This window comes from Pseudomonas cerasi, from assembly GCF_900074915.1.
Lineage (GTDB): Bacteria > Pseudomonadota > Gammaproteobacteria > Pseudomonadales > Pseudomonadaceae > Aquipseudomonas > Aquipseudomonas cerasi.
Genome location: NZ_LT222319.1, coordinates 1,707,067 through 1,731,447 on the forward strand (window position 1 = coordinate 1,707,067; position 24,381 = coordinate 1,731,447).

The window sequence follows — 24,381 nt, forward strand, 5'->3', positions numbered from 1 at the left end:
TTGGCTTTTGAGGCCTTTGGGTGAGGAGGCGGGCGGTAAGGGTAGGTTTCCCTTACCGGCCTCTTCGCGAGCAAGCTCGCTCCCACAGTTCTAAACGCGCTGTGGGGGCGAGGTGGGTTGCCTACTGGCAAGCCTCACAATCCGGCTCGTCGATTGCGCAAGCCTTTGGCACTGGGGCCGGGCCGGCCGGTGCTGCTTCGGTTGGACGCGGGGCGGTGATCGCCGAGTCGTCCGGGCCGTGGCCGCCGCTCGATACTGCGTTGAGCTTGCCGGTGTTGACGGTGGATTTCTCGGTGCTGGTCGCGGCCAGGGCACGGAGGTAGTAAGTGGTTTTCAGACCACGGTACCAGGCCATGCGGTAGGTCACGTCCAGCTTCTTGCCCGAAGCGCCAGCGATGTACAGGTTCAGCGACTGAGCCTGGTCGATCCACTTCTGACGACGGCTTGCCGCGTCGACGATCCACTTGGTGTCCACTTCGAAAGCAGTCGCGTAAAGCTCCTTGAGCTCCTGCGGGATGCGCTCGATCTGCTGTACCGAACCGTCGTAGTACTTCAGGTCGTTGATCATGACCGAGTCCCACAGGTCGCGGGCCTTGAGGTCGCGTACCAGGTACGGGTTGATCACGGTGAATTCGCCGGACAGGTTCGATTTCACGTAGAGGTTCTGATAGGTCGGTTCGATCGACTGCGACACGCCAGTGATGTTGGCGATGGTGGCGGTCGGTGCGATGGCCATGATGTTCGAGTTACGGATACCTTTCTGCACACGGGCACGAACCGGCGCCCAGTCCAGGGTTTCCTTCAGGTCGACATCGATGTACTTCTCGCCACGCTGCTCGATCAGGATCTGTTGCGAATCCAGCGGCAGGATGCCTTTGGACCACAGCGAACCCTGGAACGTCTCGTAGGCACCGCGCTCGTCGGCCAGGTCGCAGGACGCCTGGATGGCGTAGTAGCTGACCGCTTCCATGGACGTGTCGGCGAACTGCACGGCAGCATCGGAACCGTACGGGATGTGCTGCAGGTACAGCGCATCCTGGAAGCCCATGATGCCCAGGCCGACCGGACGGTGGCGCAGGTTGGAGTTCTTGGCCTGCGGTACCGAGTAGTAGTTGATGTCGATCACGTTATCGAGCATGCGTACCGCTACATCGACAGTGCGCTTGAGCTTGTCGGTGTCCAGCTTGCCGTCGACGATGTGGTTCGGCAGGTTGATCGAGCCCAGGTTGCAGACCGCGATCTCGTCCTTGTTGGTGTTCAGGGTGATCTCGGTGCACAGGTTCGAGCTGTGAACCACGCCCACGTGCTGCTGCGGGCTGCGCAGGTTGCACGGGTCCTTGAAGGTCAGCCAAGGGTGGCCGGTTTCGAACAGCATCGAGAGCATCTTGCGCCACAGATCCTTGGCCTGGATGGTCTTGAACAGTTTGATCTTGCCTGGGTATTCGGTCAGCGCTTCGTAGTACTCGTAACGCTCCTGGAAGGCCTTGCCGGTCAGGTCGTGCAGGTCCGGTACTTCGGATGGCGAGAACAGGGTCCACGGGCCGTCGTCGAAGACGCGCTTCATGAACAGGTCAGGGATCCAGTTGGCGGTGTTCATGTCGTGGGTACGACGACGGTCATCACCGGTGTTCTTGCGCAGCTCGATGAACTCTTCGATGTCCATGTGCCAGGTTTCCAGGTAGGCACAGACAGCGCCCTTGCGCTTGCCGCCCTGGTTGACCGCAACGGCGGTGTCGTTGACCACTTTCAGGAACGGCACGACGCCTTGCGATTTGCCGTTGGTGCCCTTGATGTACGAGCCCAGCGCACGAACCGGTGTCCAGTCGTTACCCAGGCCGCCTGCGAATTTGGACAGCATGGCGTTGTCGTGGATCGCGTGGTAGATGCCCGACAGGTCATCCGGCACGGTGGTCAGGTAGCAGCTGGACAGCTGTGGACGCAGGGTGCCGGCGTTGAACAGCGTCGGGGTCGACGACATGTAGTCGAACGACGACAGCAGGTTGTAGAACTCGATGGCGCGGTCTTCACGGGCTTTCTCTTCGATTGCCAGGCCCATGGCCACGCGCATGAAGAAGATCTGCGGCAGTTCGAAACGCACGCCATCCTTGTGGATGAAGTAACGGTCGTACAGGGTTTGCAGGCCCAGGTAGGTGAACTGCTGATCACGCTCGTGGTTGATCGCCTTGCCGAGTTTTTCGAGGTCGAATTCGGCCAGCACAGGGTTGAGCAGTTCGAACTTGATACCGGTGGCGACGTAGGCAGGCAGCGCCTTGGCGTACAGGTCGGCCATTTCGTGGTGAGTGGCGCTGTCGGCGACACCGAGGAAGCCCAGGCCTTCGGCACGCAGGGTGTCCATCAGCAGGCGGGCGGTGACGAACGAGTAGTTCGGCTCGCGCTCGACCAGGGTACGGGCGGTCATCACCAGCGCGGTGTTGACGTCTTTCAGCGCCACGCCGTCGTACAGGTTTTTCAGGGTTTCGGTCTGGATCAGGTCGGCGTCGACTTCAGCCAGGCCTTCGCACGCTTCGGTGACGATGGTGTTCAGGCGGCCCATGTCCAGCGGCGCAAAGCTGCCGTCGGCGCGGGTGATGCGGATCGACGGGTGAGCCTGGACCTGCTCTTCGGGGGCGCGAACGGCACGCTCCTTGGCGCGCGAGTCACGGTAGATGACGTAGTCGCGAGCCACTTTCTGCTCGCCGGCACGCATCAGTGCCAGTTCGACCTGATCCTGGATTTCTTCGATGTGGATGGTGCCGCCCGAAGGCATGCGACGCTTGAACGTGGCGCTGACCTGTTCGGTCAGGCGTGCAACGGTGTCATGGATGCGCGACGAGGCAGCAGCATTGCCGCCTTCAACTGCAAGAAACGCCTTGGTGATGGCAACGGTGATCTTGTCGTCCGTGTAGGGAACGACAGTACCGTTACGCTTGATCACGCGCAGTTGACCGGGGGCAGTGGCAGACAGATCCTGCTGGGTCTGGCTTGCCTGCGGCGCGCCGGTCGGCGAGTTCTCGCGAGTTGTGTCTGTTTGCATGTGTGACTCCACGTTCTTTAAGTTTGTTCGGGCATTGCTGCCCACCATTTCGTTTAGAGCAGTCAGTCGCAAAAGGCGACCAAAGGGCTCCAAAACGAAGGTGAAAGCGGGGTGCTGTCGCCGCTTCCAGGTTTTGAAGCCAAAAAGGACCGGGCTATGCCCGATCCTTCGAAAATCTGATCAAGAGTGCGTGTTCGATGTTGCAAAACGTGTACGGGATGGCTCTGGTTCACGCGCGAGCGTCTTGGTGCCTAAACTGGCTTGAAGTTCAACCCCTCAGACGCAACAAAAATGCTTGAATTTCCCATTTGAGTTGTGCTGGCGTTTTTATTCAAAACCCCACATGTAGGGTGTGTCTCGTCGCCGGGCTACAAGATAATGCGTTTTGGACATGAATTGCAACGCACCGCTTGTGGATAAAGTGTGTGTAGTTTGTGTATGAATCGAACACCTTGCGTGTAGGCCGCATAACTACTGGATCGTGACCGTTTGTCACCGTTTTCTGTAGGCACTGGTGAGGCACTGCTGATTTTTAAGGGCGCGAACCCTATCACAAAAAAACACAGCTGAAAGGCCGTTCTGGCATGTCATGTGCTATGCCGCGTGCGGTGTCGTGTGATCCGCGCAAGGGTTGCTACACTCGCCTGCGACGTGGTGCCGCAACCCCTGCATTTCAAAAACAAAAAGCGCTCGATAACGACAAGGAAGATTGCTGTGGAGCCACATGCCTGGCACGTGCTGATCGTCGAGGATGACCAGCGACTGGCCGAACTGACCAGCGATTACCTGCAGAGCCACGGTCTGCGCGTGAGCATCGAAGGCGACGGCGCGCTGGCGGCGGCGCGGATCATCGCCGAGCAGCCGGATCTGGTGATCCTCGACCTGATGCTGCCCGGCGAGGACGGTTTCAGCATCTGCCGCAGCGTACGTGACCGCTACGACGGGCCGATCCTGATGCTCACCGCGCGCACCGATGATACCGACCATATAGAAGGACTCGACACCGGCGCCGACGATTTCGTCTGCAAACCGGTGCATCCGCGCGTGTTGTTGGCGCGTATTAAAGCCCTGCTGCGCCGCAGTGAAGCGCCGCAGGTGCCGGCTGCCGAGCTGCGCCGTCTGGTGTTCGGTCCGTTGGTGGTGGACAACGCACTGCGTGAGGCCTGGCTGCGCGAGCAGAGCATCGAACTGACTGGTGCCGAGTTCGACCTGCTGTGGCTGCTGGTGGCCAACGCCGGGCGCACGCTGTCCCGCGAAGAGATATTCACTGCGTTGCGCGGCGTGGGGTACGACGGGCAGGATCGCTCCATCGATGTGCGTATCTCGCGTATCCGCCCGAAAATCGGCGACGATCCCATTCATCCGCGTCTGATCAAGACCGGGCGCAGCAAGGGCTATCTGTTTGTGCCCGAAGCGGCGCAGGACATGAGCGGCCGCGTGTTCAGCGGATGACCTGATGAATTCGATCTTTCTGCGCATCTACGGTGGTGTGCTTGGCGTGTTGGTGCTGGTCGCGCTGCTTGGCGTGCTGGCCCTGCATGTGCTCAATCAGTCGCGCGGCGAGCAGTACCGCGAGCGCTTGGCTCACGGCACTTTTACGATCATGGCCGACAATCTGGTGCCGCTTGATGGCATCGAACGGCGCCGCGCCCTGGCGATCTGGGAGCGCCTGCTGGGAATTCCCCTGAGCCTGCAAAGTCTTGAGCAGGCTCACCTCGACAGCAGCGCACTGGGCCAACTGGCGCGCGGCAAGGTGGTGGTCGAACAGATCGGGCCGCACGCTGCCAGGGTTTATCGTCAGTTGAGCGACAAGGAGCCGCTGTTGCTGACCGGCGAAGTGCAGCAGATCACCGAACAATTGGCGAGAGCCACTATCTACCTGCTGATCGATGAACTGGTGCGCTTTCCGGTCGACGAGCAACCGGCGCGGCTGCAGGCCCTGCGCAGCGACAAGGGATTCGGTTTCGACCTGCACCTGCTGGCGCTGGATCAGGCGGATCTGGACGATGACCAGCGCCGCCGCGTCTATGAGGGCGATACGGTCATGGCGCTGGGCAAGGGCGGCGATTCGATCCGCGTGCTGGCCGGGATCGTCGACACCAACTGGGTGCTGGAAATCGGTCCGCTGTACCAGATGAACCCTTATCCGCTGCATTGGCTGTTGCTGATCGCCTTGATGGGCCTGTGTCTGATCGGTTTGGTGGTGTACTTGCTGGTGCGGCGTCTGGAGCGACGGGTGCTGGAGCTGGAGGCGGCCGCCACGCAGATTGCCCGGGGCAGCCTGCACACCCGCGTGCCGACCGAGGGCTCCGACTCGGTGGGGCGTGTGGCGGCGGCGTTCAACAGCATGGCCGAACACCTGCAACGCTCATTGATGATCCAGCGCGAACTGGTGCGCGCGGTGTCTCACGAACTGCGCACGCCGGTGGCGCGGCTGCGTTTCGGTCTGGAGATGGTCAGCGACGCCGCCACTCCCGAGGCGCGGCGCAAATACATGCGCGGCATGGACAGCGATATCCAGGACCTCGACAAGCTGGTCGATGAGATGCTCACCTACGCGCGTCTTGAGCAGGGCGCGCCGACCCTGAATTTCCAGCGTGTCGATCTGGATGCGCTGATCGATCAGGTGATCGCCGAACTGGCGCCATTGCGCGCCGACGTACGGGTTTCGCGCGGCGAATGCCTGAGGGCCGAAGAGGGTGAGGCTGCCTGGGTCGAGGGCGAGCCGCGCTACCTGCACCGCGCGGTGCAGAACCTGGTGAGCAATGCGCTGCGCCATGCCGAGAACGAGGTGCGCATCAGCTATCGGCTGGAGGCGCAGCAGTGCCGTATCGACGTGGACGACGATGGTCCTGGCGTTCCGGAACAGGCGTGGGAACAGATTTTCACACCGTTCATGCGCATCGATGACAGCCGCACCCGAGCCTCGGGCGGGCATGGGCTGGGCTTGTCGATCGTGCGGCGGATCATCCATTGGCATGAAGGTCGTGCGCTGATCGGGCATAGCGTCAGCCTGGGCGGGGCGTGCTTCAGCCTGTCCTGGCCGCGCACGCAGGTGCCGCGTTGAGCTTGCCGTTGTTTGTCGGGCCATTTGCGCAGTTCGGGCGGACGTTGCTGACGGCGGATGATGCGCGCCCGGTAGTGACGTTGCCTGATCTGCTGCAACCCGAGCGTCTCGATCAACTGCTGCTGGCTGTTTACGGGCCGCAGCTGATGCCCGATCAATTGCCGGTGCTGGTGTCGCAGTGGGCCAAGTTTTACTTCATGCAACTGATTCCGCCGGTGCTGGTGGCCGGCCTGGTGCATGACTGGCATTGGCCGTTGCAGCTTGAGCAGGTGGCGCTGGCGCTGGATGAGCGCGGCGTGCCGAGCGGCGTCAGGCTGGCGGGGGAGGGACGCCTCTGCCGGGGTATGTCGGTTGATCCGTTTCAGCGCTTTGCCGGATTGCTCGATGACAATCTTCAGCCCTTCATTGCATCGCTGAGCGCTTATGGCGGACTGCCTGCCGCGGTGTTATGGAGCAGCGCCGGGGATTATCTGGAGGGCTGCCTTGCGCAACTGGCCACGTGCAGTGATGTGTCGCTGGCTGCGGGGCTGGCGCTGTTAAGCGAGAAGAAAAGGCCGGACGGGCGCGCCAATCCTCTGTTTCAGGCAGTGCGTTATGTGCCGCAGGCGCAGGGCGGCGAACCACGCAGGCAACGGCGTGTGTGCTGTTTGAGTCATCGGGTCGAGTGGGTTGGGCGTTGCGAACATTGTCCGCTGCCCGGCTGATCAACCTTCGACGGCAACCAGGCTCAACAGGTGATCGTCCTGCACACTGAACTGACCGTCCAGCTCCTTGCCCGCATGCCACTCGCTGGACAGGTCGATCAGCAGCTGTAGCCGTGCGCGGCCGTCGGCGGACCATTCCAGCAGTTGCGCGTCTTCGAAGTAGAAGCGCTTGTGCACGATGGGGTAGAGCGCTTTGAACAGCGCTTCCTTGATCGAAAAGGTCAGGGTCACGCGCAGTGCGATCTGATCTTCGGGACCCGCCGCCATCTCTGCCAGCTCGGTCGCCGTCAGAATCTCCCCGGCCAGGCGTGAGGCGCGGTCGTGGCTCAGCAGGTTTTCCGTGTCCAGCCCCAACCCGCGCCACTGCTGCTTGTGCGCCACCACGGCGGCAGCCCAGCCGGTGCTGTGAGTGATCGAACCACAGACATCTGCGGGCCAGATTGGCGCGCGGTCTTCCCCCACCACCGGAACATGTAAGCGGCCATCCAGCTGACGCATGGCTTCGCGGGCGCAGAGACGACCGGCGAGGAATTCAGTCTGACGCTTGGCCACCGAACGCTGAATGCTCGCCGGCATTTGCAGCTCACAACGCTGAAAGTCGCCGTCGACCAGCTTGAGCGGATCAAAATGTCCACTCACCAGTACCGCTCCCGGCAAGGCTTGTGGCAACGGCCAATGCCGGATCAGTTCCGGGCAGCAGATGGGGAGGTCGGATAGTCGAGTCATGGGCGGCATTTTGCCGGGGGAATGGGTTGGAGGGAAGGGCACTGGTAACATCTGCGTCCTCTTGGCGACGCAGAGCGTCGAGACCTGCATTCCCACGCTGGAGCGTGCGGAACGATCATCGCAACTACCGTGCGGCACTCTGCGTCGCATGCCGTTCAGGACGCTCCGCGTCCTCTTGGCGACGCAGAGCGTCGAGAACGGCATTCCCACGCTGGAGCGTGAGGAACGATCATCGCAACTATCGTGCGGCACTCCGCGCCGCATGCCTTTCCGGACGCTCTGCGTCCTCTTGGCGACGCAGAGCGTCGAGAACTGCATTCCCACGCTGGAGCGTGCGGAACGATCACCACAACTATCGTGCGTCGCTCCGCGTCGCATGCCTTTCTGGACGCTCCGCGTCCTCTTGCGACGCAGAGCGTCGAGACCTGCATTCCCACGCTGGAGCGTGCGGAATGATCGTAACTATCGTGCGTCGCTCCGCGTCGCATGCCTTTCCGGACGCTCCGCGTCCTCTTGCGACGCAGAGCGTCGAGAACTGCATTCCCACGCTGGAGCGTGAGGAACGATCATCGCAACTATCGTGCGACGCTCTGCGTCGCATGCCTTTCCGGGCGCTCTGCGTCCTCTTGGCGGTGCATAGCAAAAAACTGGTCACACTTTCATTATTTCCACGTACTCGGTCGGAAGGTACTTTTCACGGCTCTGATGATTCAAGGATGAACACATGGGCCGGAGTAGATACACCATCACCGAACCTGAGAAGCCTCATTTCCTGACGTGCACGGTGGTGGAGTGGTTACCGCTTTTTACCCGGCCTGTTCTGGTAGACATTCTGTTCAACGCCTGGCGCTACCAACAGGCTCATCAAGGACTGCAGCTCTTCGGGTATGTCGTACTGGAAAACCATTTGCACTTCGTGGCCCAAGCGCCCGCCTTGGACAAATGTGTGAGTAGTTTCAAGTCATTTACGGCTCGACAGATAATCGAAGCACTTAAGAACGCCAACGCCGAGAGCACGCTGGAGCGTCTGCGATTCGTCAAGCGTCTGCACAAGAGTGACAGGGTTTATCAGGTCTGGCAGGAAGGGGCTCATGCGGAGCTGGTGTGGAATGAAGCGGTGATGCGGCAGAAGCTCGATTACATTCACCACAACCCGGTAAAGAGAGGCTATGTGGACATCGGTGAGCACTGGAGATACTCCAGCGCTCGCGATTATGAGGGGCAGCGCGGTTTGATCGATATTCAGCGCTGGTATTGACGCATAGCGTGCGGAGCGATGACCTCAACTATCGTGCGGCGCTCCGCGTCGCATGCCTTTCCGGACGCTCCGCGTCCTCCCCGTTTCGGGCGGACGCGGAGTTTCAGTTATCGCTCAACCAAATATCTTTTTGAAAAACACTTTCATGTCCGCCCAGGAGTTCTCATCGGCGGCCTTGTCGTAGCCGATGTCCGGGCCGCCGTGTTCGCCGTGGCTGAGGCGGTCGGCGTCTGGGTTGGTGAAGCCGTGTTTGGCGCCGTCGATGCTGACGAATTTGTAGTCAGCCTTGGCGTCGTCCATTTCCTTCTTGAACGCGGTGACGTTTTCAGGGGTGACCATGCTGTCCTTGGCGCCGTGTTCGACCAGCATTGGCACCTTGATACCTGGTTTCGCCGGGGTGTTGGTGACCAGTGCGCCGTGGAAACTTACCACGCCCAGCAGCGGCTCATCGCGGCGTGCCGCGTCGAGCACGATCTTGCCGCCGAAGCAGTAACCGATCGCGGCGATCTTTTTCGGATCGGTCTGAGGCTGCTGCTTCAATTGCTCCAGCCCGGCGTCAAAACGCTTGTCTGCGGCATCGCTGTCCTTCAACGCGGCCTGCATGAAGGCCATCGCGTCCTTCGGGTGTTCGGTGTTCTTGCCTTCGCCGTACATATCGATGGCCATCGCGCTGTAACCCAGTGCAGCCAGATCGCGAGCGCGGCGCTTGGCGTAGTCGTTCAACCCCCACCATTCGTGAACCACCAGGACGCCAGGGCGCGGGCCTTTTACCGCGTCGTCGTAAGCGTAATAGCCCACCAGCTTGGTGCCGTCGGCACTTTTATAATCGATCTGCTCGGTCTTGATTGCCGCCTGGGCGAGGCCGGTCAGGCCCATCATGATCATTGCAATCCACACACGCATGGTCAGCTCCTTGTTGATGTTTTGAAGTGGCAAACAACGATAGCCGATTCTGCTGCACAGGGTGCGGATGACTGTTCAGCGCCGGTTCATGCAGTGTTCAGTCGGGGTTCAGCCCGGCGCGATTACTGTTGGCCCATACCTTGACAGCGTCCCCGAGCGCAAAAGGAGTCGATATGTTGAATCTCAACAAGTTTTTCCTGGCCCTGGCTTTCCTGGGCGGCAGTGCTGCGGTGCAGGCGGGTGATGGTCGGCTTGACGTGGCCCGTATCGAGTTCAGCAAGACCAGCGAAAGGCTTGACGATACCAACAGCTGGGGACACGCGCTCGGGGAGCAGGCGCATTCCAACGTCTCGGCGGGGACGCTTTATTCGCCGCCGGTTTACGGCAGCCTGACGGGCACTCACAATGGTGCGCCTGTCAGCCGCGAAATCCTGCTGGGCAGCTATGATGTGACACAGCACGTGCCCGTCAGCGCCCGCCTGTTGAGTACTGATGCGACGATGTCGTTTCATTCTTTGTCTTGAGGCTGCGATTGTGCCTGGGAGAGCTGCATGAAGTTGTTGGTAGTTGAGGATGAAGCGCTGCTGCGCCACCACCTGCGAACCCGTCTGACCGAAGCCGGGCATGTGGTGGAAGCGGTGGCCAACGCTGAAGAGGCGTTGTATCAGGTCGCGCAATTCAATCACGACCTGGCGGTGATCGACCTGGGCTTGCCGGGCATCGGCGGCCTGGACCTGATTCGCCAGCTGCGCACATTGGGCAAGGCGTTTCCGATTCTGATTCTGACCGCGCGTGGCAACTGGCAGGACAAGGTCGAAGGCCTGGCTGCCGGTGCTGACGACTACGTGGTCAAACCTTTCCAGTTCGAAGAACTGGAAGCACGGCTGAATGCCTTGTTACGGCGTTCCAGCGGCTTCATCCAGTCAACCATCACGGCTGGCCCGCTGTTGCTGGACCTCAATCGCAAGCACGCCGCCCTGGCCGAGCAGCCCTTGGCGCTGACGGCCTACGAATACCGCATTCTCGAGTACCTGATGCTCCATCATCAGCAAGTGGTGCCCAAGGAGCGCCTGATGGAGCAGCTGTACCCCGATGACGACGAGCGCGACCCGAACGTGATCGAAGTGCTGGTCGGTCGTCTGCGTCGCAAACTGGACAGCAGCGTGGCCTTCAAACCTATCGAAACCGTGCGCGGCATGGGCTATCTGTTCAATGAGCGCTGTACGTGATTCGTTCGCTTCGCCTGCGCCTGATGCTGGGTGCCGCCACGCTGGCGGTGATCTTCATGCTGCTGATGCTGCCTGCACTGCAGGGGGCGTTCAGCCTGGCGCTGCGCGGAGCGATCGAGCAACGCCTGGCTTCTGATGTAACGACCATGATTTCGGCGGCTCGCGTCGAAAACGACCATTTGTTGATGCCCTCAGTATTGCCGGGCGAACAATTCAATCTGCCCGGCAGCCGACTGCTGGGTTACATCTATAACCGCCAAGGGCAGATGGTCTGGCGCTCGTTGTCGACCGAAGGCGAAAACATCGACTACCGCCCGCAATACGACGGGCAGGGCAGCGAGTTTACCAAGATCAAGGAAATCAATGGCGATGAGTATTTCGTCTATGACGTCGAGATCCGGCTGCTCGGCGGGCGCAATGCCGCGTTCAGTATCGTTGCCGTGCAGCCGTTGCGCGGCTATCAGGAAACCATCGACGGTCTGCGCCGCAAGCTCTATCTGGGCTTTGGCGCAGCACTGGCGGTGCTGCTCGGGTTGCTGTGGATGGGCCTGACCTGGGGGCTGCGGGCCTTGCGCGGCTTGAGCCAGGAACTGGATCAAGTGGAAGCCGGTGCGCGCGACAGCCTCAGCGAAGAACACCCCAGCGAACTGCTGCGCCTGACCGATTCGCTCAACCGCCTGTTGCGCAGCGAGCGGGAGCAACGGATCCGTTACCGCGATTCTCTGGATGACCTGGCGCATAGCCTGAAAACCCCGCTGGCGGTCTTGCAGGGCGTAAGCGAGAACATCGCCAAGCGTCCCGAGGATGTCGAGCAGGCGTGGGTGCTGCAATCGCAGATCGAACGCATGAGCCAGCAGATCGGCTATCAACTGCAGCGGGCCAGCCTGCGCAAAAGCGGTCTGGTGCGCCATCACGTGATGTTGCGGCCTGTGGTCGAAAGCCTGTGCAACACGCTGGACAAGGTGTATCGCGACAAACAGGTCAAGGCCACGCTGGACCTCCCCGAGCACTGCCAGGTGCACATGGAGGAGGGTGCGCTGCTGGAAATGCTCGGCAACCTGCTGGAAAACGCCTATCGGCTGTGCCTGAGCGAAGTGCGCGTGAGCTTTACCCGCTCAGCGGACGGCGATGAGCTGTGCGTCGAAGACGATGGCCCCGGCGTCCCGCAGAGCCAGCGTGCCCGCATTCTCGAACGCGGCGAACGGCTGGACCGCCAGAACCCCGGGCAAGGCATCGGCCTGGCGGTGGTCAAGGACATCATCGAAAGCTACGGCGCGCAACTGACGCTGGGCGATTCCCCATTGGGTGGCGCGGCGTTCAGGATTCATTTTCTGGCGCAGTGAGGGTGTGTTCGCCCCAGTTTCAAGAGCGGACGCAGAGCGTCCATAACGGCGTGCCAACGCGGAGCATTGGCACGATAGTGTTAACACACCTGTCGCTCCTCATGCTCCAGCGTGGCAATGCCGTTGGTGACGCTCTGCGTCACACCTTTGCGCGTCACCGAGCACTCCAGTCGCCACAGAAAAAGGCGGATACCCGCCACTGTGTGCGCATTTTTCCCACCATACGGCGGAAAACCGCCACCTCTCCTGTCGAATCCCTACTACCGTTACCAGTGTGCGCCTTGTATTGCGGGGTTTTGATATCAAAATGATTCTATGGCACGCGTATTGCTACCTACATGGCAGAGGCCTGCCTTGCGCAGCTCGACAAAACAAATCCCTCCAGTGCAGGAGGGTTAGCGCTTTATAGGCTCGCGTGCATCAGGTGAAGATGCCGACGACGCCCTTGAGGAAAACTGCAATGACGACTCGTCAGCCCATCTACAAATCCCTCTATTTTCAGGTAATCGTAGCGATTGTCATCGGTATCCTGATCGGTCACTTCTATCCGGACACCGGCAAGGCGTTAAAACCGCTGGGTGACGGGTTCATCAAACTGATCAAGATGGTCATTGCCCCGATCATCTTCTGTACCGTTGTCAGCGGCATCGCCGGCATGCAGAGCATGAAGTCGGTCGGCAAGACCGGCGGCTACGCGCTGCTGTACTTCGAGATCGTTTCGACCATCGCCCTGCTGATCGGTCTGATCGTGGTCAACGTGGTTCAGCCGGGTGTCGGCATGAACATTGACGTCAGCACGCTCGACGCTTCGAAGATCGCCGCCTACGTCACTGCCGGTCAGGATCAGAGCATCGTCGGCTTTATCCTTAACGTGATTCCGAACACCATCGTCGGCGCGTTTGCCAACGGCGATATCCTGCAAGTGCTGATGTTCTCGGTGATCTTCGGCTTCGCGCTGCATCGCCTGGGTGCCTACGGCAAGCCGGTTCTGGACTTCATCGATCGCTTCGCCCACGTGATGTTCAACATCATCAACATGATCATGAAACTGGCCCCGCTGGGTGCGTTCGGTGCCATGGCCTTCACCATCGGTGCCTATGGCGTCAGCTCGCTGGTGCAGCTGGGTCAGTTGATGATCTGCTTCTACATCACCTGCGTTCTGTTCATCGTGTTTGTACTGGGCGCGATCGCCCGCGCTCACGGCTTCAGCATCTTCAAGCTGATTCGCTACATCCGTGAAGAGCTGTTGATCGTACTGGGTACTTCTTCTTCGGAATCGGCCCTGCCGCGCATGCTGATCAAGATGGAGCGCCTGGGTGCCAAGAAGTCTGTGGTTGGTCTGGTTATCCCGACGGGCTACTCGTTCAACCTGGACGGTACGTCGATTTACCTGACCATGGCTGCCGTGTTCATCGCTCAGGCGACCAACACGCACATGGACATCACGCACCAGATCACCCTGTTGCTGGTGTTGCTGCTGTCGTCCAAAGGTGCTGCCGGCGTAACCGGTAGCGGCTTCATCGTGCTGGCTGCGACCCTGTCGGCTGTAGGCCACCTGCCGGTTGCCGGTCTGGCGCTGATTCTGGGTATCGACCGCTTCATGTCCGAAGCCCGCGCCCTGACCAACCTGGTCGGTAACGCTGTTGCTACCGTTGTGGTTGCCAAGTGGGTCGGCGAGCTGGACACCGACAAGCTGCAGTCCGAGCTGGCTTCCGGTGGCTCTGCCATTCTGGAAACCCGTCCTGAAGACGACCTCGGCGTTGCCGAAGGCCCGACTCCAGCGGCTGCGGTGAACACCACCAAGACCGTCTGATAACCTTCAGGCCATAAAAAACCCATCTTCGGATGGGTTTTTTTATGCCTGCAGTTTGCCGGAGGATTATTCCGTGCGCGTCTCGCCGCTGAACACCAGAGGCTCGCGGCAGCGACGGCACAGGTAGCGCCGTCCCTTGCGGACCATGCCGTGACGCTGCGCGGTGAACGGAAAGTCGCTGTCGGGGCACGGGCAGCGGTAGATGTAACGGATCACACTGCGCCGTTTGATCGCATAGGTATGGCAGCGATTGGGCGGCAGCTCATAGACGCCGCGCATGATCAATTGCCATTCTTCGCCGTGCGGCTGAATGCTGCCACCGAACAACTGGTGGGCAATCAGGTGCGCAACCTCGTGGGGCACGGTCTGGCGCAGGAAGTCTTCGGCGTTTTCCTTGTAGAGCTGCGGGTTGAAGCGCAACAGGTTTTCATGCAGATGAGCGACACCGGCCTTCTGACCGCGCAACTGGAAACTGACCACCGGGCGTTTGAAGGTGCGCTTGAAGAAGGCTTCGGCTTGTTGGTAACAGGTCTCGACGCGTGAATTGAGTTGTTCGGGCATGCTGTGGGGTTCTCCAGTGCGCCAAGTATGCCGCAATGTGGCTAAGCTCTGAACACGCCAGCCGCCCGGTGGTCATTTTTGATCCAGTGTGGTCGCCTGTCTGAACAGTAAGAGCGCAGCATATTTAACCAATGGTCGGTTACGGGTAAAATGTCCGGCTTTTCTCAAGCTACCGTCAGCGGATATTCCATACATGGGCACCCTTTCAGTCAATCAGAACAAACTGCAGAAACGTCTGCGTCGGCTGGCCGGCGAAGCGGTTGCCGACTTCAACATGATCGAAGAGGGTGACAAGGTCATGGTCTGCCTGTCCGGCGGCAAGGACAGTTACACCATGCTCGATGTGCTGATGCACTTGCAGAAGGTCGCGCCGATCAAGTTCGACATCGTGGCGGTCAACATGGACCAGAAGCAGCCCGGCTTCCCTGAGCACGTGCTGCCTGCCTACCTGAAAGAACTGGGTATCGAGTACCACATCGTCGAGAAAGACACGTATTCAGTGGTCAAGGAATTGATCCCCGAAGGCAAGACCACCTGCTCGCTGTGTTCACGGCTGCGTCGCGGCACGCTTTACACGTTCGCGGACGAGATCGGTGCCACCAAGATGGCGCTCGGGCACCACCGCGACGACATCGTCGAGACATTCTTTCTCAACATGTTCTTCAATGGCTCATTGAAGGCCATGCCGCCCAAGCTGCGGGCCGATGACGGCCGCAACGTGGTGATTCGTCCGTTGGCGTACTGCCATGAAAAGGACATTCAGGCCTATTCGGATTTCAAACAGTTTCCGATCATCCCGTGCAACCTGTGCGGCTCGCAGGAGAACCTGCAGCGTCAGGTGGTCAAGGAGATGCTGCAGGACTGGGAGCGCAAGACGCCAGGCCGGACGGAGAGCATCTTCCGCGCCCTGCAGAACGTGCAGCCCTCGCAGTTGGCCGACCGCAACCTGTTCGATTTCGGCAACCTGCGCATCGACGAAACCGCTGCGTCGCGGTTCGTCAATGTGGTCAATCTCTGACGGCACTCAGTGGTTGACGGTGAACGCCAGCATGGCTGACAGCTGGCACATCGGCCGACCGCTTTCTGTGTGCCACTGGTTGAAGACGTCCTGCACGATCGCCTGATCGCGTTTGCTGCTTGGTACACGGTCGACGATATCCTGCGCGTTCAGGGCGGCAACCACATCCCAGGTCGGAATGAAGGTGTCCTTGCCGATCATGCGCAGAAAGCGCGGCGCTGACAGGCCGCCCATCTGGTTACCGTGTTTGGCGATGTACTGCCACAGGCCTGTGATGTTATCGACTGGCCACTCAGCGATGAACTTGCCGAAACTGCCATGCTCCTGCTCGATGTCCAGAATCAGTTGTGCATTGCGCGGCACGCTCTTGAGCTTGCCCAGATGACGAATGATGCGCGCGTCCTGCATCAGCCGTTCCAGGTGATCGGCGCCCATCAGCACGACTTTTTCCGGGTCGAAGCGAAAGAACACTTCTTCGAACGCTGGCCACTTGGCGTCCACCAGGCTGTGTTTCAGGCCTGCGCGGAAAACCCGCAGGGCCATGGTCGACAGATAGCGGTCGGCGCTGATGGCTTGCAGTTGCCTGGGTGTTTTGGGGGAGGGCAGATGAGCTTCCAGAGCTTTGGCGGAGCCGAATCGATTCAGGCAATACTCGTTCAGCCATTTGTAGTCGTGCATCGGTTCTCCAAAGAAATTCAACAGGCAGGACAAGGGTTCAGACCGACCCTTGCCCTGCAAGTTTACGATTTAACTGAAAGCATCCGGCGCTCTGCCGATTCAGCTGCGCGGCGCGTCCAGTTGCACTGCGGTCTTGGCCAGACGCTGGCCCAGCGCGCGGCACAGGTCGGTTTCATGACGGTCCAGCGCGCGCTTGCCATCGGCACCGGCGTGATGGCTGGGACCGTAGGGCGTGCCACCCCCGGTGGTTTCCAGCAGCGCCGATTCGCTGTAGGGCAGGCCCATGATCAGCATGCCGTGGTGCAGCAGCGGCAGCAGCATCGACATCAACGTGGTTTCCTGACCACCGTGCAGGCTGGCGGTGGAGGTAAAGACGCCAGCGGGTTTGCCGACCAGTGCGCCGGTCAGCCACAGGTTGCTGGTGCCGTCGAGGAAGTATTTCAGCGGCGCGGCCATGTTGCCGAAGCGTGTCGGGCTGCCCAGCGCCAGGCCGGAGCAGTTTTTCAGGTCGTCGAGGGTCGCGTACAGCGCACCGCTTTCCGGAATCTCGGGGGCGGTCGCTTCGCAGTCGGCGGAAACGGCAGGTACGGTGCGCAGCCGTGCTTCCATGCCGCCTAGTTCGATGCCGCGGGCAACCTGCCGGGCCATTTCGCTGGTGGAGCCGTTGCGGCTGTAATAAAGGACCAGAATGTAGGGTGTGCTCACGGCAGCAGCTCCAGAATGTTCTCGGGTGGGCGGCCAATGACAGCCTTGTCGCCAGCGACCAGAATCGGTCGTTCGATCAGTTTGGGGTGAGCGGCCATGGCGGCGATCAGTTGCTCATCGCTCAGGCTCGGGTCGGCCAGATTGAGCTGCTTGTAATCGTCCTCGCCGGTACGCAGCAGTTGCCGGGCACCGATGCCCAGCTTGCCGAGCAGGTCGCGCACACGGTCGGCGTCGGGCGGGGTTTCCAGGTACAGGACGATGTCCGGCGTCAGGCCGCGGGCCTGAAGCAGTTCCAGCGCGCCGCGGGACTTGCTGCAGCGCGGGTTGTGATACAGCGTCAGATCGGTCATTTGCACGTCGCATCTTGTGTGGGGTGGCGTATTCTAACCAGCGATGGCACTGTCCGACATATCAGATGGTCAATAGTCGTGGCTTGGGTATAAGTAATTGCAGGTTGAACGGGGCGAGGAAACAGGCAAATGGCAAGGCGATTAACAGCAGCGGTAATACTTTTCGGCAGTTTGCTGCTCAGCGGATGTGGCGTGGACCTGGGCACAGATCAGAATGGCCAGAAGGTCGCCAGCGAACGCATCAAAGGGCACTGGCTGGTGGTCAACTACTGGGCCGAATGGTGTGGCCCTTGCCGTACCGAGGTTCCGGAGTTCAATGCATTGTCCGAGCAGCTCAAGGACAAGAAGGTCACCGTGCTGGGGGTCAACTTCGACAACCTGCAGGGCGACGAGCTGAAAAGCGCTGCCAATGCACTGGGCATCAAATTCACCGTGCTCGCCCAGGACCCGGCCGAGCAATACAGCCTGCCGCCCTCCGAGGCATTGCCGGTGACCTACATCATCGACGACAAGGGCAAGATGCGCGAACAACTGCTCGGCGAGCAGTCAGCCGCCACCGTGATCCAGAAGCTCAAGACGTTGCGCGGTGAGGGGTGATCAGATCGGTTCTGGGCGCTCTGCGTCGAAAGAGGACGCGGAGCGTCCAGAACGGCATGCGACGCGGAGCGTCGCACGATAGTGATCGTTCCCTGCGCTCCAGCGAGGGAATGCAGTTCTGGACGCTACGCGTCGCAAGTTACGCTGAGCTTTGGCACGATAGTTACATCAGCTGTCTTCCAGCCAGAAACGCAATGGCTTGCCCTGCGTTGGCCACAGACGCAACTGCTCGATGGGCGAGATATCCCAGCGCTGCACACTGCTGATCGCCTTGATAAAGCGCTGTTCCTGCTCCATCAACGCCGGCGCACACATCTTGCGCGTCTTGCCCACCGGACCGAAACTGATGCTGTGATCGTTCAGCGTATAGGGCGCAAACCAGTGGTTGCAGCCCGCATTGCCATACGCACGGCCATCGGCACCCAGCGTCATGGTCAAGCGACTGTTATCGATCAGCGGACGTTCGCCTATCCACTCCGTTACATAACTGTGATCCTGCTGGATCGGCAGCGTGTCAGCGGTACAACCGGCCAGCAGCGCGCCGCCGATCAGGCTCAGGAGCGCAAACTGTTTCATGCCGCTTTCTCCTGGCACTTCTTGCAGAAATGCTTCTCGCCCTCGGTTTTCCAGCCCAGCTCCGCGATGCGCGCGGTAGCGGCCGGTTTCTGCGCCTTGACGCCCAGCTCGCTCTCTACCATGAACTCGAAGTTCAGTTCGGCGGTGCAGCTGTCGCAATTCACTTTCCACTGATGAATCGCCAACTCGTCGAATACCGGGCCTTTGGCCACCGCAATCCACTGGCCGGGCGGGTTGATCAGGTGCCGGACTTTTTCGACGGTAAGGCGCATGTGCAGGCTTTTGCTGCCTTTGATGGTCACCAATAACTGGTCGTTATCGTGAATCGAGCCGCCGTTGCCGGTGACCTGGTAGCGACCGGGTGCCAGCGTGCGGCATTCGGTCAGCGTGTGCTGGGGGTTGAGCATGCTGTAGCGAAAATCGTGTTCGACCATGGGTCCTCCAAAATTGCGCGCATCCTAACATGCTCTGTCCACGCTGGAGTGTCAGGCACGACAGGCGTCCCGTCGCGCGCTCACGCCATGACCCGCGCCTCGGCTTCCAGGCGAATGATGGCCTTGTCCAGATCGTCCAGAGCCGCTTCGGTGTGCGGCGCATTTTGCTTGAGCAGGGTTTCGGCGCGCTGGCAGGCACTGCGCAACTGCGGAACGCCGCAATAACGTGTTGCGCCGTGCAGACGGTGGATGCGCTCGATCAAGGCGTGTACATCCTGACTGGCGCGCGCCACACGAATGGCTTCGCGGTCGGCGTCCAGTGAAGCCAGCAGCATGGCCAGCATGTCGGCGGCGAGATCCGCCTTGCCCGCGGCCAGGCGCAACCCCTCCTCATGATCCAGCACCAGCGGCCCTACGTGGACCTCAGGCGCTTCATTCTGGCGTTCCGGCGCAGGGTTGCGCAGCGCCAGCCCTGTCCACTTGAGCACCACCTGCGCCAGTTGCCGTTCGCTGATCGGCTTGGTCAGGTAGTCGTCCATACCGCTTTGCAGCAGTGAGCGTTTTTCGTTGGCCATCGCATGGGCGGTAAGGGCCACGATTGGCAGTGAGCTCTGGTTGCGTTCGGCCTCCCAGGTGCGGATCGCCTCGGTGGCCTGACGACCGTCCATGCCGGGCATTTGCACGTCCATCAACACCAGGTCGAACGCTTCTTGCTGTACGGCGTTGACCGCTGCGTAACCACCCTCGACAGCGACCACTTCAGCGCCCATGTCTTCGAGCAGGGTCTGTACCAGCAGCAGGTTGGCCGGGTTGTCATCCACGCACAGCACTCGCGGCGCGCGGCTCGACAATGGCGGACCGATGTCGGCACGCACCGCTCGCGGCGCGATCAGCTCGGACAGGGCTTTTTGCAGTTTGCGGGTGCAGGCGGGCTTGGCCTGCAGTTGTGTGTAGACATCGTGGACTGCCAGCTGGAACAGCGCGTGCTCGGTGGTCGGGCACAGCACCATGACCTTGCAGTTGAGGTTCTCCAGGTCCCAGATGTGCTGGCGCAGCCGTTCCGGAGAGATTTCCAGCGCCGTCACGCCAAGTACCGCCAGATCGATGGCCGCTGGCGTCTCGTGCGCTGCGGTCACGCCGTTGAGCAGGTTTTCCAGATTATTGAACACGATGGTCTGCAGGCCGCAGTCTTCCAGCTGATGCTCCAGCGCCTGGCGCGCCAGGTCATGATGTTCAAGCACTGCGGCGCGCAGGCCTCCGAGCGGAATATTGAGTGATTCTTCCTTGTCTTCGCGGGCCTTGGGCAGTTTCAGGCTGATCCAGAATTCCGAACCTTCGCCCGGTGTGCTGTCGACACCGATTTCGCCGCCCATCTGTTCGATCAGGCGTTTGGAGATCACCAGACCCAGTCCGGTACCGCCCGGTTGGCGCGAGAGCGAGTTGTCGGCCTGGCTGAAGGCCTGGAACAGTGCCCGCACATCCTGACTGGACAGGCCGATCCCGGTGTCCTGCACGCTGATGCGCAGTTGCGCGTGCTCTTCGGTTTCATCCTCGAGCATGGCGCGCGCGACGATCGTGCCTTCGCGGGTGAACTTGATCGCGTTGCTGACCAGGTTGGTCAGAATCTGCCGCAGACGCAGCGGGTCGCCGGACAGCGCCAGTGGCGTATCGCGGTACACCAGACTGACCAGCTCCAGCTGTTTGGCGTGCGCCGCCGGGGCGAGGATGGTCAAGGTGTCCTGCAACAGGTCGCGCAGGTTGAACGGGATGTTATCGAGCACCAGCTTGCCGGCCTCGATTTTCGAGAAGTCGAGAATCTCGTTGATGATGCTCAGCAGGTTGTCGGCGGACTTCTCGATGGTGCCCAGGTAGTCAAACTGGCGCGGGGTCAGCTCGCTTTTCTGCAATAAATGGGTGAAGCCCAGAATGCCATTGAGCGGCGTGCGGATTTCATGGCTCATGTTGGCCAGGAATTCGGACTTGATCCGGCTTGCTTCAAGCGCTTCCTTGCGTGCCAGGTCGAGTTCGATGTTCTGGATTTCGATGGTCTCCAGATTCTGCCGGACATCCTCGGTTGCCTGATCGATGCTCAGTTGCAGTTCTTCCTGTGCGTTCTGCAGCGTTGCCGCCATGCGGTTGATACCCGACGCCAGCTCATCCAGCTCCCGGCTGCCCAGCGGTGGCAGGCGGGTTTCCAGATTGCCGTCCTTGAGTTGCGACACGGCCTGCTTGATCTGGCTCATCGGCCCGTTGATGGTGCGGCTCATGCGTACCGCGAGGGTCGCGGTAAACGCCAGCCCGGTGAGGATCAGCAGCAGGCTGGCAAACAGGCTTCGGTAACCGCGCAGCAGCGTGCCGTTATGGGAGATTTCAAGCTCGACCCAGCCCAGCAGGGTGTCGGCTTCGGCAGGAATGATCGGACTGGTCAGATGCCGTTGACTGCCGAAGACCGGCAGCAGGTAGCGCGTGGCGTCGGTGCCGGTCGAGCTGAGCAATTGCGAGCCGCTGCCAATCGGCGACGGGCTGATCATGGTCGGCCCGGCGTGGGCCAACTCCGTGCGATCGGTGTCGAGAAACGACACGGCGCGCACGTCGGTCTGCTCCAGCGTCTGGGTGGCAATGCGACTGAGCAGCACTTTGTCCTTGCGCCCCAGTGCATTGGCGGCAAGCGGCGCAAGGTCCTGGGCAATCATTTCGCCGCGTTGCAGCAACTGACTTTGCAGTTCGCTCAACTGCATCCAGGTGAAATAACCACCGAGCATCGCCGCCATCAGGCTGGCAGGCAGAATAGTCAGTAGCAGCACACGGCCTTTTATACCCAGCTTGGTCAGCACGCTCTTCCTCCGGCAACACGTATCAGTCCGTCGATATCAGGCATCGGCTGCCTTGCTGTATCGGCACAAGGGGATGAGTTTAGCCATTTACCGTCGGCATGGGCACCTAACTCTCTGTGCTGAGCAGGGCGGCAGTGGAAAAATCAGCGTTTATTCTTTTTGGGAATAAGTAGCGCACTTTGCGTGATATGGGCTTTGGCCGTTTGCCGTTATGATAGGCACCCCCCGCAGTCTGGATTGCGAAGACGCCATGACCCTGCAGTATCAAACCATTGCCGATTGCGTCGGCAACACCCCGCTGGTGCGTCTGCAACGCATGGCGGGCAACACCAGCAATACCCTCCTGTTGAAACTCGAAGGTAACAACCCCGCTGGCTCGGTAAAAGATCGCCCGGCCTTGTCGATGATCACCCGCGCCGAGTTGCGCGGCCAGATCCATCCAGGCGACACGCTGATCGAAGCCACCTCCGGCAATACCGGAATCGCGCTGGCCATGGCCGCGGCGATCAAGGGCTACCGGATGATTCTGATCATGCCGGACAACTCCAGTGCCGAACGCAAGGCCGCCATGACTGCCTACGGCGCCGAGCTGATTTCGGTCAGCAAGGACCAAGGCATGGAAGGCGCCCGTGATCTGGCCGAGCGCATGCAGGCCGAAGGCCGCGGCAAAGTGCTCGATCAGTTCGCCAATGGCGACAATCCCGAGGCGCATTACACGTCCACCGGTCCGGAAATCTGGCGGCAGACGGGCGGTACCGTGACCCATTTCGTCAGCTCGATGGGCACCACCGGCACCATCATGGGCACCTCGCGCTACCTCAAGGAGCAGAATCCGGACGTGCAGATCGTCGGTCTGCAACCGATGGAGGGCGCTTCGATCCCCGGTATTCGCCGCTGGCCGCATGAATACCTGCCGAAAATCTATCAGTCGGACCGTGTCGACCGCATCATCGACATGGGTCAGACCGAAGCCGAAGACACCATGCGCCGACTGGCGCGCGAAGAAGGCATCTTCTGTGGCGTGTCGTCCGGTGGCTCGGTCGCCGGGGCGTTGCGTATTTCCCAGGAAGTCGAAAACGCCGTGATTGTGGCGATCATCTGTGACCGAGGCGACCGTTACCTGTCGACCGGCGTCTATGATTCGCCCAACTGATGGCCAAGCACGAAAGAGGTTTGCGCTTTCAGCCTGCGGGCGGCGTTAAAACCGTACAGATTCCTGCTGGTAAAAAGCAGCGGTTGACCATCGAGCGGCTGTCCGACGACGGTCGCGGTATCGCTTTTCTCGAGGGTAAAACCTGGTTTGTCGCGGGCAGTCTGGCCGGCGAAGAAGTCGAGGCGCGCGTGCTCAATGCGCGCGGCAAGGTCGTCGAGGCACGCACCGAGCGGGTCTTCACCGCCAGCACCATGCGTCGCGCTCCGGCCTGTGAGTATTTCGGTCGCTGTGGCGGCTGCAGTGTTCAGCATGTGCCCCACGAAGAACAGCTTGCCCTGAAACAGCGCATGCTCGCCGAGCAATTGTTGCGCGTGGCGAATGCTGTGCCGGATGAATGGGCGGCACCTTTGAGCGGTGCCGAGCTGGCCTATCGCCGACGCGCGCGGGTCGCGGTTCGCTGGGATGCCAAGGCCAAAAGGCTGGACGTGGGGTTCCGCGCAGCCGCCAGTCAGGACATCGTCAGCATCGAACACTGTCCGGTGCTGGTACAGGCCTTGCAACCCATCATGAATGAGTTGCCTGGCATGCTGAAAAACTTCAGCAAACCGCAGGCGCTGGGTCACGTCGAGTTGTTCAGTGGGGTTGCGACTGCCGTGTTGTTGCGCCACACCGCGCCGCTTACCGAGGTCGACCTAGCGCTGTTGCAGGCGTTTTGCTCCAAGCACGGCGCGCAGCTGTGGCTGCACGGTGAGGGCGAGCCCCAACCGGCCAGCCCCGGCGATACGCTGGGCTACCGGCTGGAGCCGTGGAACCTGCAACTGGCCTGGCGACCGGGAGATTTCATTCAGGTCAATGCGGCGGTCAACACCGCGATGATCGAGCAGGCCCTGCAATGGCTGGCGCCTGCAAAAGACGAACGTGTCATGGACCTGTTCTGTGGTCTGGGCAATTTCGCCTTGCCGCTGGCGGGTCTGGCCAGGGAAGTGGTGGCGGTCGAAGGCGTTGCGACCATGGTCGAGCGTGCAGCCGTCAACGCAATGAGTAATGATCTGCACAATGTGCAGTTTTTTCAGGCGGATCTTTCCCAGCCGCTGACACATGCCGACTGGGCGGCCGAAGGGTTTTCTGCGGTACTCTTGGACCCACCGCGTGACGGGGCCTTTGAAGTGGTCCGCCAGATCAGAAAGACGGGGGCCCGGCGACTGCTTTATGTTTCATGTAATCCGGCAACTTTGGCTCGTGACACGGTCGAACTGATCAGTCAGGGCTACCGATTAAAACGTGCCGGAATCCTCGATATGTTTCCTCAGACGGCGCATGTCGAGGCGATGGCTTTATTTGAAATGAGTAAGTGAGCGGCGTTCACTGGAACGAGTTCGTTGCTGACAGGGAATCTCA

The 24,381-nt window shown here is 60.6% G+C and carries 22 protein-coding genes; 12 read left to right on the forward strand and 10 right to left on the reverse strand.

The genetic code is table 11. The features are described 5' to 3' along the window. Positions 1–121: 121 nt before the first annotated feature. The gene (locus tag PCPL58_RS10270; protein WP_003434349.1) at positions 122–3,034 is read right to left on the reverse strand and encodes a ribonucleoside-diphosphate reductase subunit alpha; all 2,913 of its coding nucleotides are present in this window, start codon (positions 3,032–3,034) and stop codon (positions 122–124) included. A 714-nt stretch (positions 3,035–3,748) separates the two neighbouring features. Between PCPL58_RS10270 and PCPL58_RS10275 the strand changes: the two genes are divergently transcribed. From PCPL58_RS10275 to fhuF, 3 genes are read left to right on the forward strand one after another with little or no spacing between them, the layout of a single operon-like run. Next, positions 3,749–4,486 (forward strand): response regulator, encoded by a 738-nt coding sequence (locus tag PCPL58_RS10275; RefSeq protein WP_162273815.1) that lies wholly within the window; start codon positions 3,749–3,751, stop codon positions 4,484–4,486. Between the two features lie 4 nt (positions 4,487–4,490). Then, complete coding sequence (locus tag PCPL58_RS10280; protein ID WP_065349351.1) at positions 4,491–6,101, forward strand: ATP-binding protein; 1,611 nt, start codon at positions 4,491–4,493, stop codon at positions 6,099–6,101. Further along, a complete protein-coding gene (fhuF, locus tag PCPL58_RS10285) occupies positions 6,059–6,805 on the forward strand; it encodes a siderophore-iron reductase FhuF (RefSeq protein WP_065349352.1) in 747 nt (248 codons plus the stop codon). The genes PCPL58_RS10280 and fhuF overlap by 43 nt, the downstream gene beginning before the upstream one ends. On the opposite strand, the gene PCPL58_RS10290 is transcribed toward fhuF, so the two are convergent. After that, positions 6,806–7,531, reverse strand: coding sequence for a 4'-phosphopantetheinyl transferase family protein (locus PCPL58_RS10290; protein WP_197676935.1), 726 nt, complete (start codon positions 7,529–7,531; stop codon positions 6,806–6,808). A gap of 724 nt (positions 7,532–8,255) precedes the next feature. On the opposite strand from PCPL58_RS10290, the gene PCPL58_RS10295 reads away from it, so the two are divergent. Then, positions 8,256–8,789, forward strand: coding sequence for an REP-associated tyrosine transposase (locus tag PCPL58_RS10295; RefSeq protein WP_058417403.1), 534 nt, complete (start codon positions 8,256–8,258; stop codon positions 8,787–8,789). A gap of 114 nt (positions 8,790–8,903) precedes the next feature. On the opposite strand, the gene PCPL58_RS10300 is transcribed toward PCPL58_RS10295, so the two are convergent. Then, a complete protein-coding gene (locus PCPL58_RS10300) occupies positions 8,904–9,692 on the reverse strand; it encodes a dienelactone hydrolase family protein (protein ID WP_065349354.1) in 789 nt (262 codons plus the stop codon). A 173-nt stretch (positions 9,693–9,865) separates the two neighbouring features. On the opposite strand from PCPL58_RS10300, the gene PCPL58_RS10305 reads away from it, so the two are divergent. From PCPL58_RS10305 to PCPL58_RS10320, 4 genes are all read left to right on the forward strand, one after another. After that, the gene (locus PCPL58_RS10305; RefSeq protein WP_003363261.1) at positions 9,866–10,216 is read left to right on the forward strand and encodes a hypothetical protein; all 351 of its coding nucleotides are present in this window, start codon (positions 9,866–9,868) and stop codon (positions 10,214–10,216) included. 27 nt (positions 10,217–10,243) lie between these two features. Then, the gene (locus tag PCPL58_RS10310; RefSeq protein WP_003407750.1) at positions 10,244–10,921 is read left to right on the forward strand and encodes a response regulator; all 678 of its coding nucleotides are present in this window, start codon (positions 10,244–10,246) and stop codon (positions 10,919–10,921) included. After that, positions 10,918–12,264, forward strand: a complete 1,347-nt coding sequence (locus PCPL58_RS10315; RefSeq protein WP_003434355.1) for an ATP-binding protein — start codon at positions 10,918–10,920, stop codon at positions 12,262–12,264. Before PCPL58_RS10310 ends, PCPL58_RS10315 begins: the two co-directional genes overlap by 4 nt. 460 nt (positions 12,265–12,724) lie before the next feature. Beyond that, positions 12,725–14,077: a dicarboxylate/amino acid:cation symporter gene (locus PCPL58_RS10320; RefSeq protein WP_003363255.1), complete on the forward strand. Its 1,353-nt coding sequence runs from the start codon at positions 12,725–12,727 to the stop codon at positions 14,075–14,077. A 66-nt stretch (positions 14,078–14,143) separates the two neighbouring features. Here PCPL58_RS10320 and PCPL58_RS10325 read toward each other — a convergent pair whose 3' ends face one another. Further along, on the reverse strand, positions 14,144–14,638 hold the full coding sequence (locus tag PCPL58_RS10325; protein ID WP_003434357.1) for a SprT family zinc-dependent metalloprotease: 495 nt from the start codon (positions 14,636–14,638) through the stop codon (positions 14,144–14,146). A gap of 193 nt (positions 14,639–14,831) precedes the next feature. Here PCPL58_RS10325 and ttcA point away from each other — a divergent pair, with 193 nt between their 5' ends. Then, positions 14,832–15,656: a tRNA 2-thiocytidine(32) synthetase TtcA gene (ttcA, locus tag PCPL58_RS10330; RefSeq protein ID WP_058417405.1), complete on the forward strand. Its 825-nt coding sequence runs from the start codon at positions 14,832–14,834 to the stop codon at positions 15,654–15,656. A gap of 6 nt (positions 15,657–15,662) precedes the next feature. On the opposite strand, the gene PCPL58_RS10335 is transcribed toward ttcA, so the two are convergent. From PCPL58_RS10335 to arsC, 3 genes are all read right to left on the reverse strand, one after another. Further along, positions 15,663–16,334, reverse strand: coding sequence for a DNA-3-methyladenine glycosylase I (locus PCPL58_RS10335; protein WP_065349355.1), 672 nt, complete (start codon positions 16,332–16,334; stop codon positions 15,663–15,665). A gap of 99 nt (positions 16,335–16,433) precedes the next feature. Continuing rightward, positions 16,434–17,039: an NAD(P)H:quinone oxidoreductase gene (wrbA, locus tag PCPL58_RS10340; protein WP_003363251.1), complete on the reverse strand. Its 606-nt coding sequence runs from the start codon at positions 17,037–17,039 to the stop codon at positions 16,434–16,436. After that, positions 17,036–17,389, reverse strand: a complete 354-nt coding sequence (gene arsC / locus PCPL58_RS10345; protein WP_003314592.1) for an arsenate reductase (glutaredoxin) — start codon at positions 17,387–17,389, stop codon at positions 17,036–17,038. Before arsC ends, wrbA begins: the two co-directional genes overlap by 4 nt. A gap of 129 nt (positions 17,390–17,518) precedes the next feature. On the opposite strand from arsC, the gene PCPL58_RS10350 reads away from it, so the two are divergent. Beyond that, on the forward strand, positions 17,519–17,986 hold the full coding sequence (locus PCPL58_RS10350) for a TlpA disulfide reductase family protein (RefSeq protein WP_003363250.1): 468 nt from the start codon (positions 17,519–17,521) through the stop codon (positions 17,984–17,986). Positions 17,987–18,154: 168 nt separating this feature from the next. Here the strand turns inward: PCPL58_RS10350 and PCPL58_RS10355 are convergent, their stop codons facing one another. From PCPL58_RS10355 to PCPL58_RS10365, 3 genes are all read right to left on the reverse strand, one after another. Continuing rightward, complete coding sequence (locus PCPL58_RS10355; RefSeq protein WP_003363249.1) at positions 18,155–18,562, reverse strand: META domain-containing protein; 408 nt, start codon at positions 18,560–18,562, stop codon at positions 18,155–18,157. Next, complete coding sequence (locus tag PCPL58_RS10360) at positions 18,559–18,996, reverse strand: hypothetical protein (protein WP_065349356.1); 438 nt, start codon at positions 18,994–18,996, stop codon at positions 18,559–18,561. The genes PCPL58_RS10355 and PCPL58_RS10360 overlap by 4 nt, the downstream gene beginning before the upstream one ends. 80 nt (positions 18,997–19,076) lie before the next feature. After that, positions 19,077–21,830 carry a response regulator gene (locus PCPL58_RS10365; protein WP_003363246.1) on the reverse strand — a complete coding sequence of 918 codons (2,754 nt, stop codon included), beginning with the start codon at positions 21,828–21,830 and terminating at the stop codon, positions 19,077–19,079. 250 nt (positions 21,831–22,080) lie between these two features. Here PCPL58_RS10365 and cysM point away from each other — a divergent pair, with 250 nt between their 5' ends. After that, complete coding sequence (gene cysM / locus PCPL58_RS10370) at positions 22,081–22,983, forward strand: cysteine synthase CysM (RefSeq protein WP_003434369.1); 903 nt, start codon at positions 22,081–22,083, stop codon at positions 22,981–22,983. Next, complete coding sequence (gene rlmD, locus PCPL58_RS10375) at positions 22,983–24,338, forward strand: 23S rRNA (uracil(1939)-C(5))-methyltransferase RlmD (protein ID WP_065349357.1); 1,356 nt, start codon at positions 22,983–22,985, stop codon at positions 24,336–24,338. Before cysM ends, rlmD begins: the two co-directional genes overlap by 1 nt. Positions 24,339–24,381: the final 43 nt, after the last annotated feature.

What these genes read in the sequence shown, in the direction of transcription:
- PCPL58_RS10290 (WP_197676935.1), bottom strand. Translation starts at nt 7,531, where the DNA reads ATGACTCGACTATCCGACCTCCCCATCTGCTGCCCGGAACTGATCCGG.
- PCPL58_RS10300 (WP_065349354.1), bottom strand. Translation starts at nt 9,692, where the DNA reads ATGCGTGTGTGGATTGCAATGATCATGATGGGCCTGACCGGCCTCGCC.
- PCPL58_RS10280 (WP_065349351.1), top strand. Translation starts at nt 4,491, where the DNA reads ATGAATTCGATCTTTCTGCGCATCTACGGTGGTGTGCTTGGCGTGTTG.
- rlmD (WP_065349357.1), top strand. Translation starts at nt 22,983, where the DNA reads ATGGCCAAGCACGAAAGAGGTTTGCGCTTTCAGCCTGCGGGCGGCGTT.
- PCPL58_RS10270 (WP_003434349.1), bottom strand. Translation starts at nt 3,034, where the DNA reads ATGCAAACAGACACAACTCGCGAGAACTCGCCGACCGGCGCGCCGCAG.
- PCPL58_RS10320 (WP_003363255.1), top strand. Translation starts at nt 12,725, where the DNA reads ATGACGACTCGTCAGCCCATCTACAAATCCCTCTATTTTCAGGTAATC.
- cysM (WP_003434369.1), top strand. Translation starts at nt 22,081, where the DNA reads ATGACCCTGCAGTATCAAACCATTGCCGATTGCGTCGGCAACACCCCG.
- PCPL58_RS10325 (WP_003434357.1), bottom strand. Translation starts at nt 14,638, where the DNA reads ATGCCCGAACAACTCAATTCACGCGTCGAGACCTGTTACCAACAAGCC.
- PCPL58_RS10355 (WP_003363249.1), bottom strand. Translation starts at nt 18,562, where the DNA reads ATGAAACAGTTTGCGCTCCTGAGCCTGATCGGCGGCGCGCTGCTGGCC.
- PCPL58_RS10350 (WP_003363250.1), top strand. Translation starts at nt 17,519, where the DNA reads ATGGCAAGGCGATTAACAGCAGCGGTAATACTTTTCGGCAGTTTGCTG.
- PCPL58_RS10360 (WP_065349356.1), bottom strand. Translation starts at nt 18,996, where the DNA reads ATGGTCGAACACGATTTTCGCTACAGCATGCTCAACCCCCAGCACACG.
- PCPL58_RS10295 (WP_058417403.1), top strand. Translation starts at nt 8,256, where the DNA reads ATGGGCCGGAGTAGATACACCATCACCGAACCTGAGAAGCCTCATTTC.
- ttcA (WP_058417405.1), top strand. Translation starts at nt 14,832, where the DNA reads ATGGGCACCCTTTCAGTCAATCAGAACAAACTGCAGAAACGTCTGCGT.
- PCPL58_RS10305 (WP_003363261.1), top strand. Translation starts at nt 9,866, where the DNA reads ATGTTGAATCTCAACAAGTTTTTCCTGGCCCTGGCTTTCCTGGGCGGC.
- arsC (WP_003314592.1), bottom strand. Translation starts at nt 17,389, where the DNA reads ATGACCGATCTGACGCTGTATCACAACCCGCGCTGCAGCAAGTCCCGC.
- PCPL58_RS10335 (WP_065349355.1), bottom strand. Translation starts at nt 16,334, where the DNA reads ATGCACGACTACAAATGGCTGAACGAGTATTGCCTGAATCGATTCGGC.
- PCPL58_RS10310 (WP_003407750.1), top strand. Translation starts at nt 10,244, where the DNA reads ATGAAGTTGTTGGTAGTTGAGGATGAAGCGCTGCTGCGCCACCACCTG.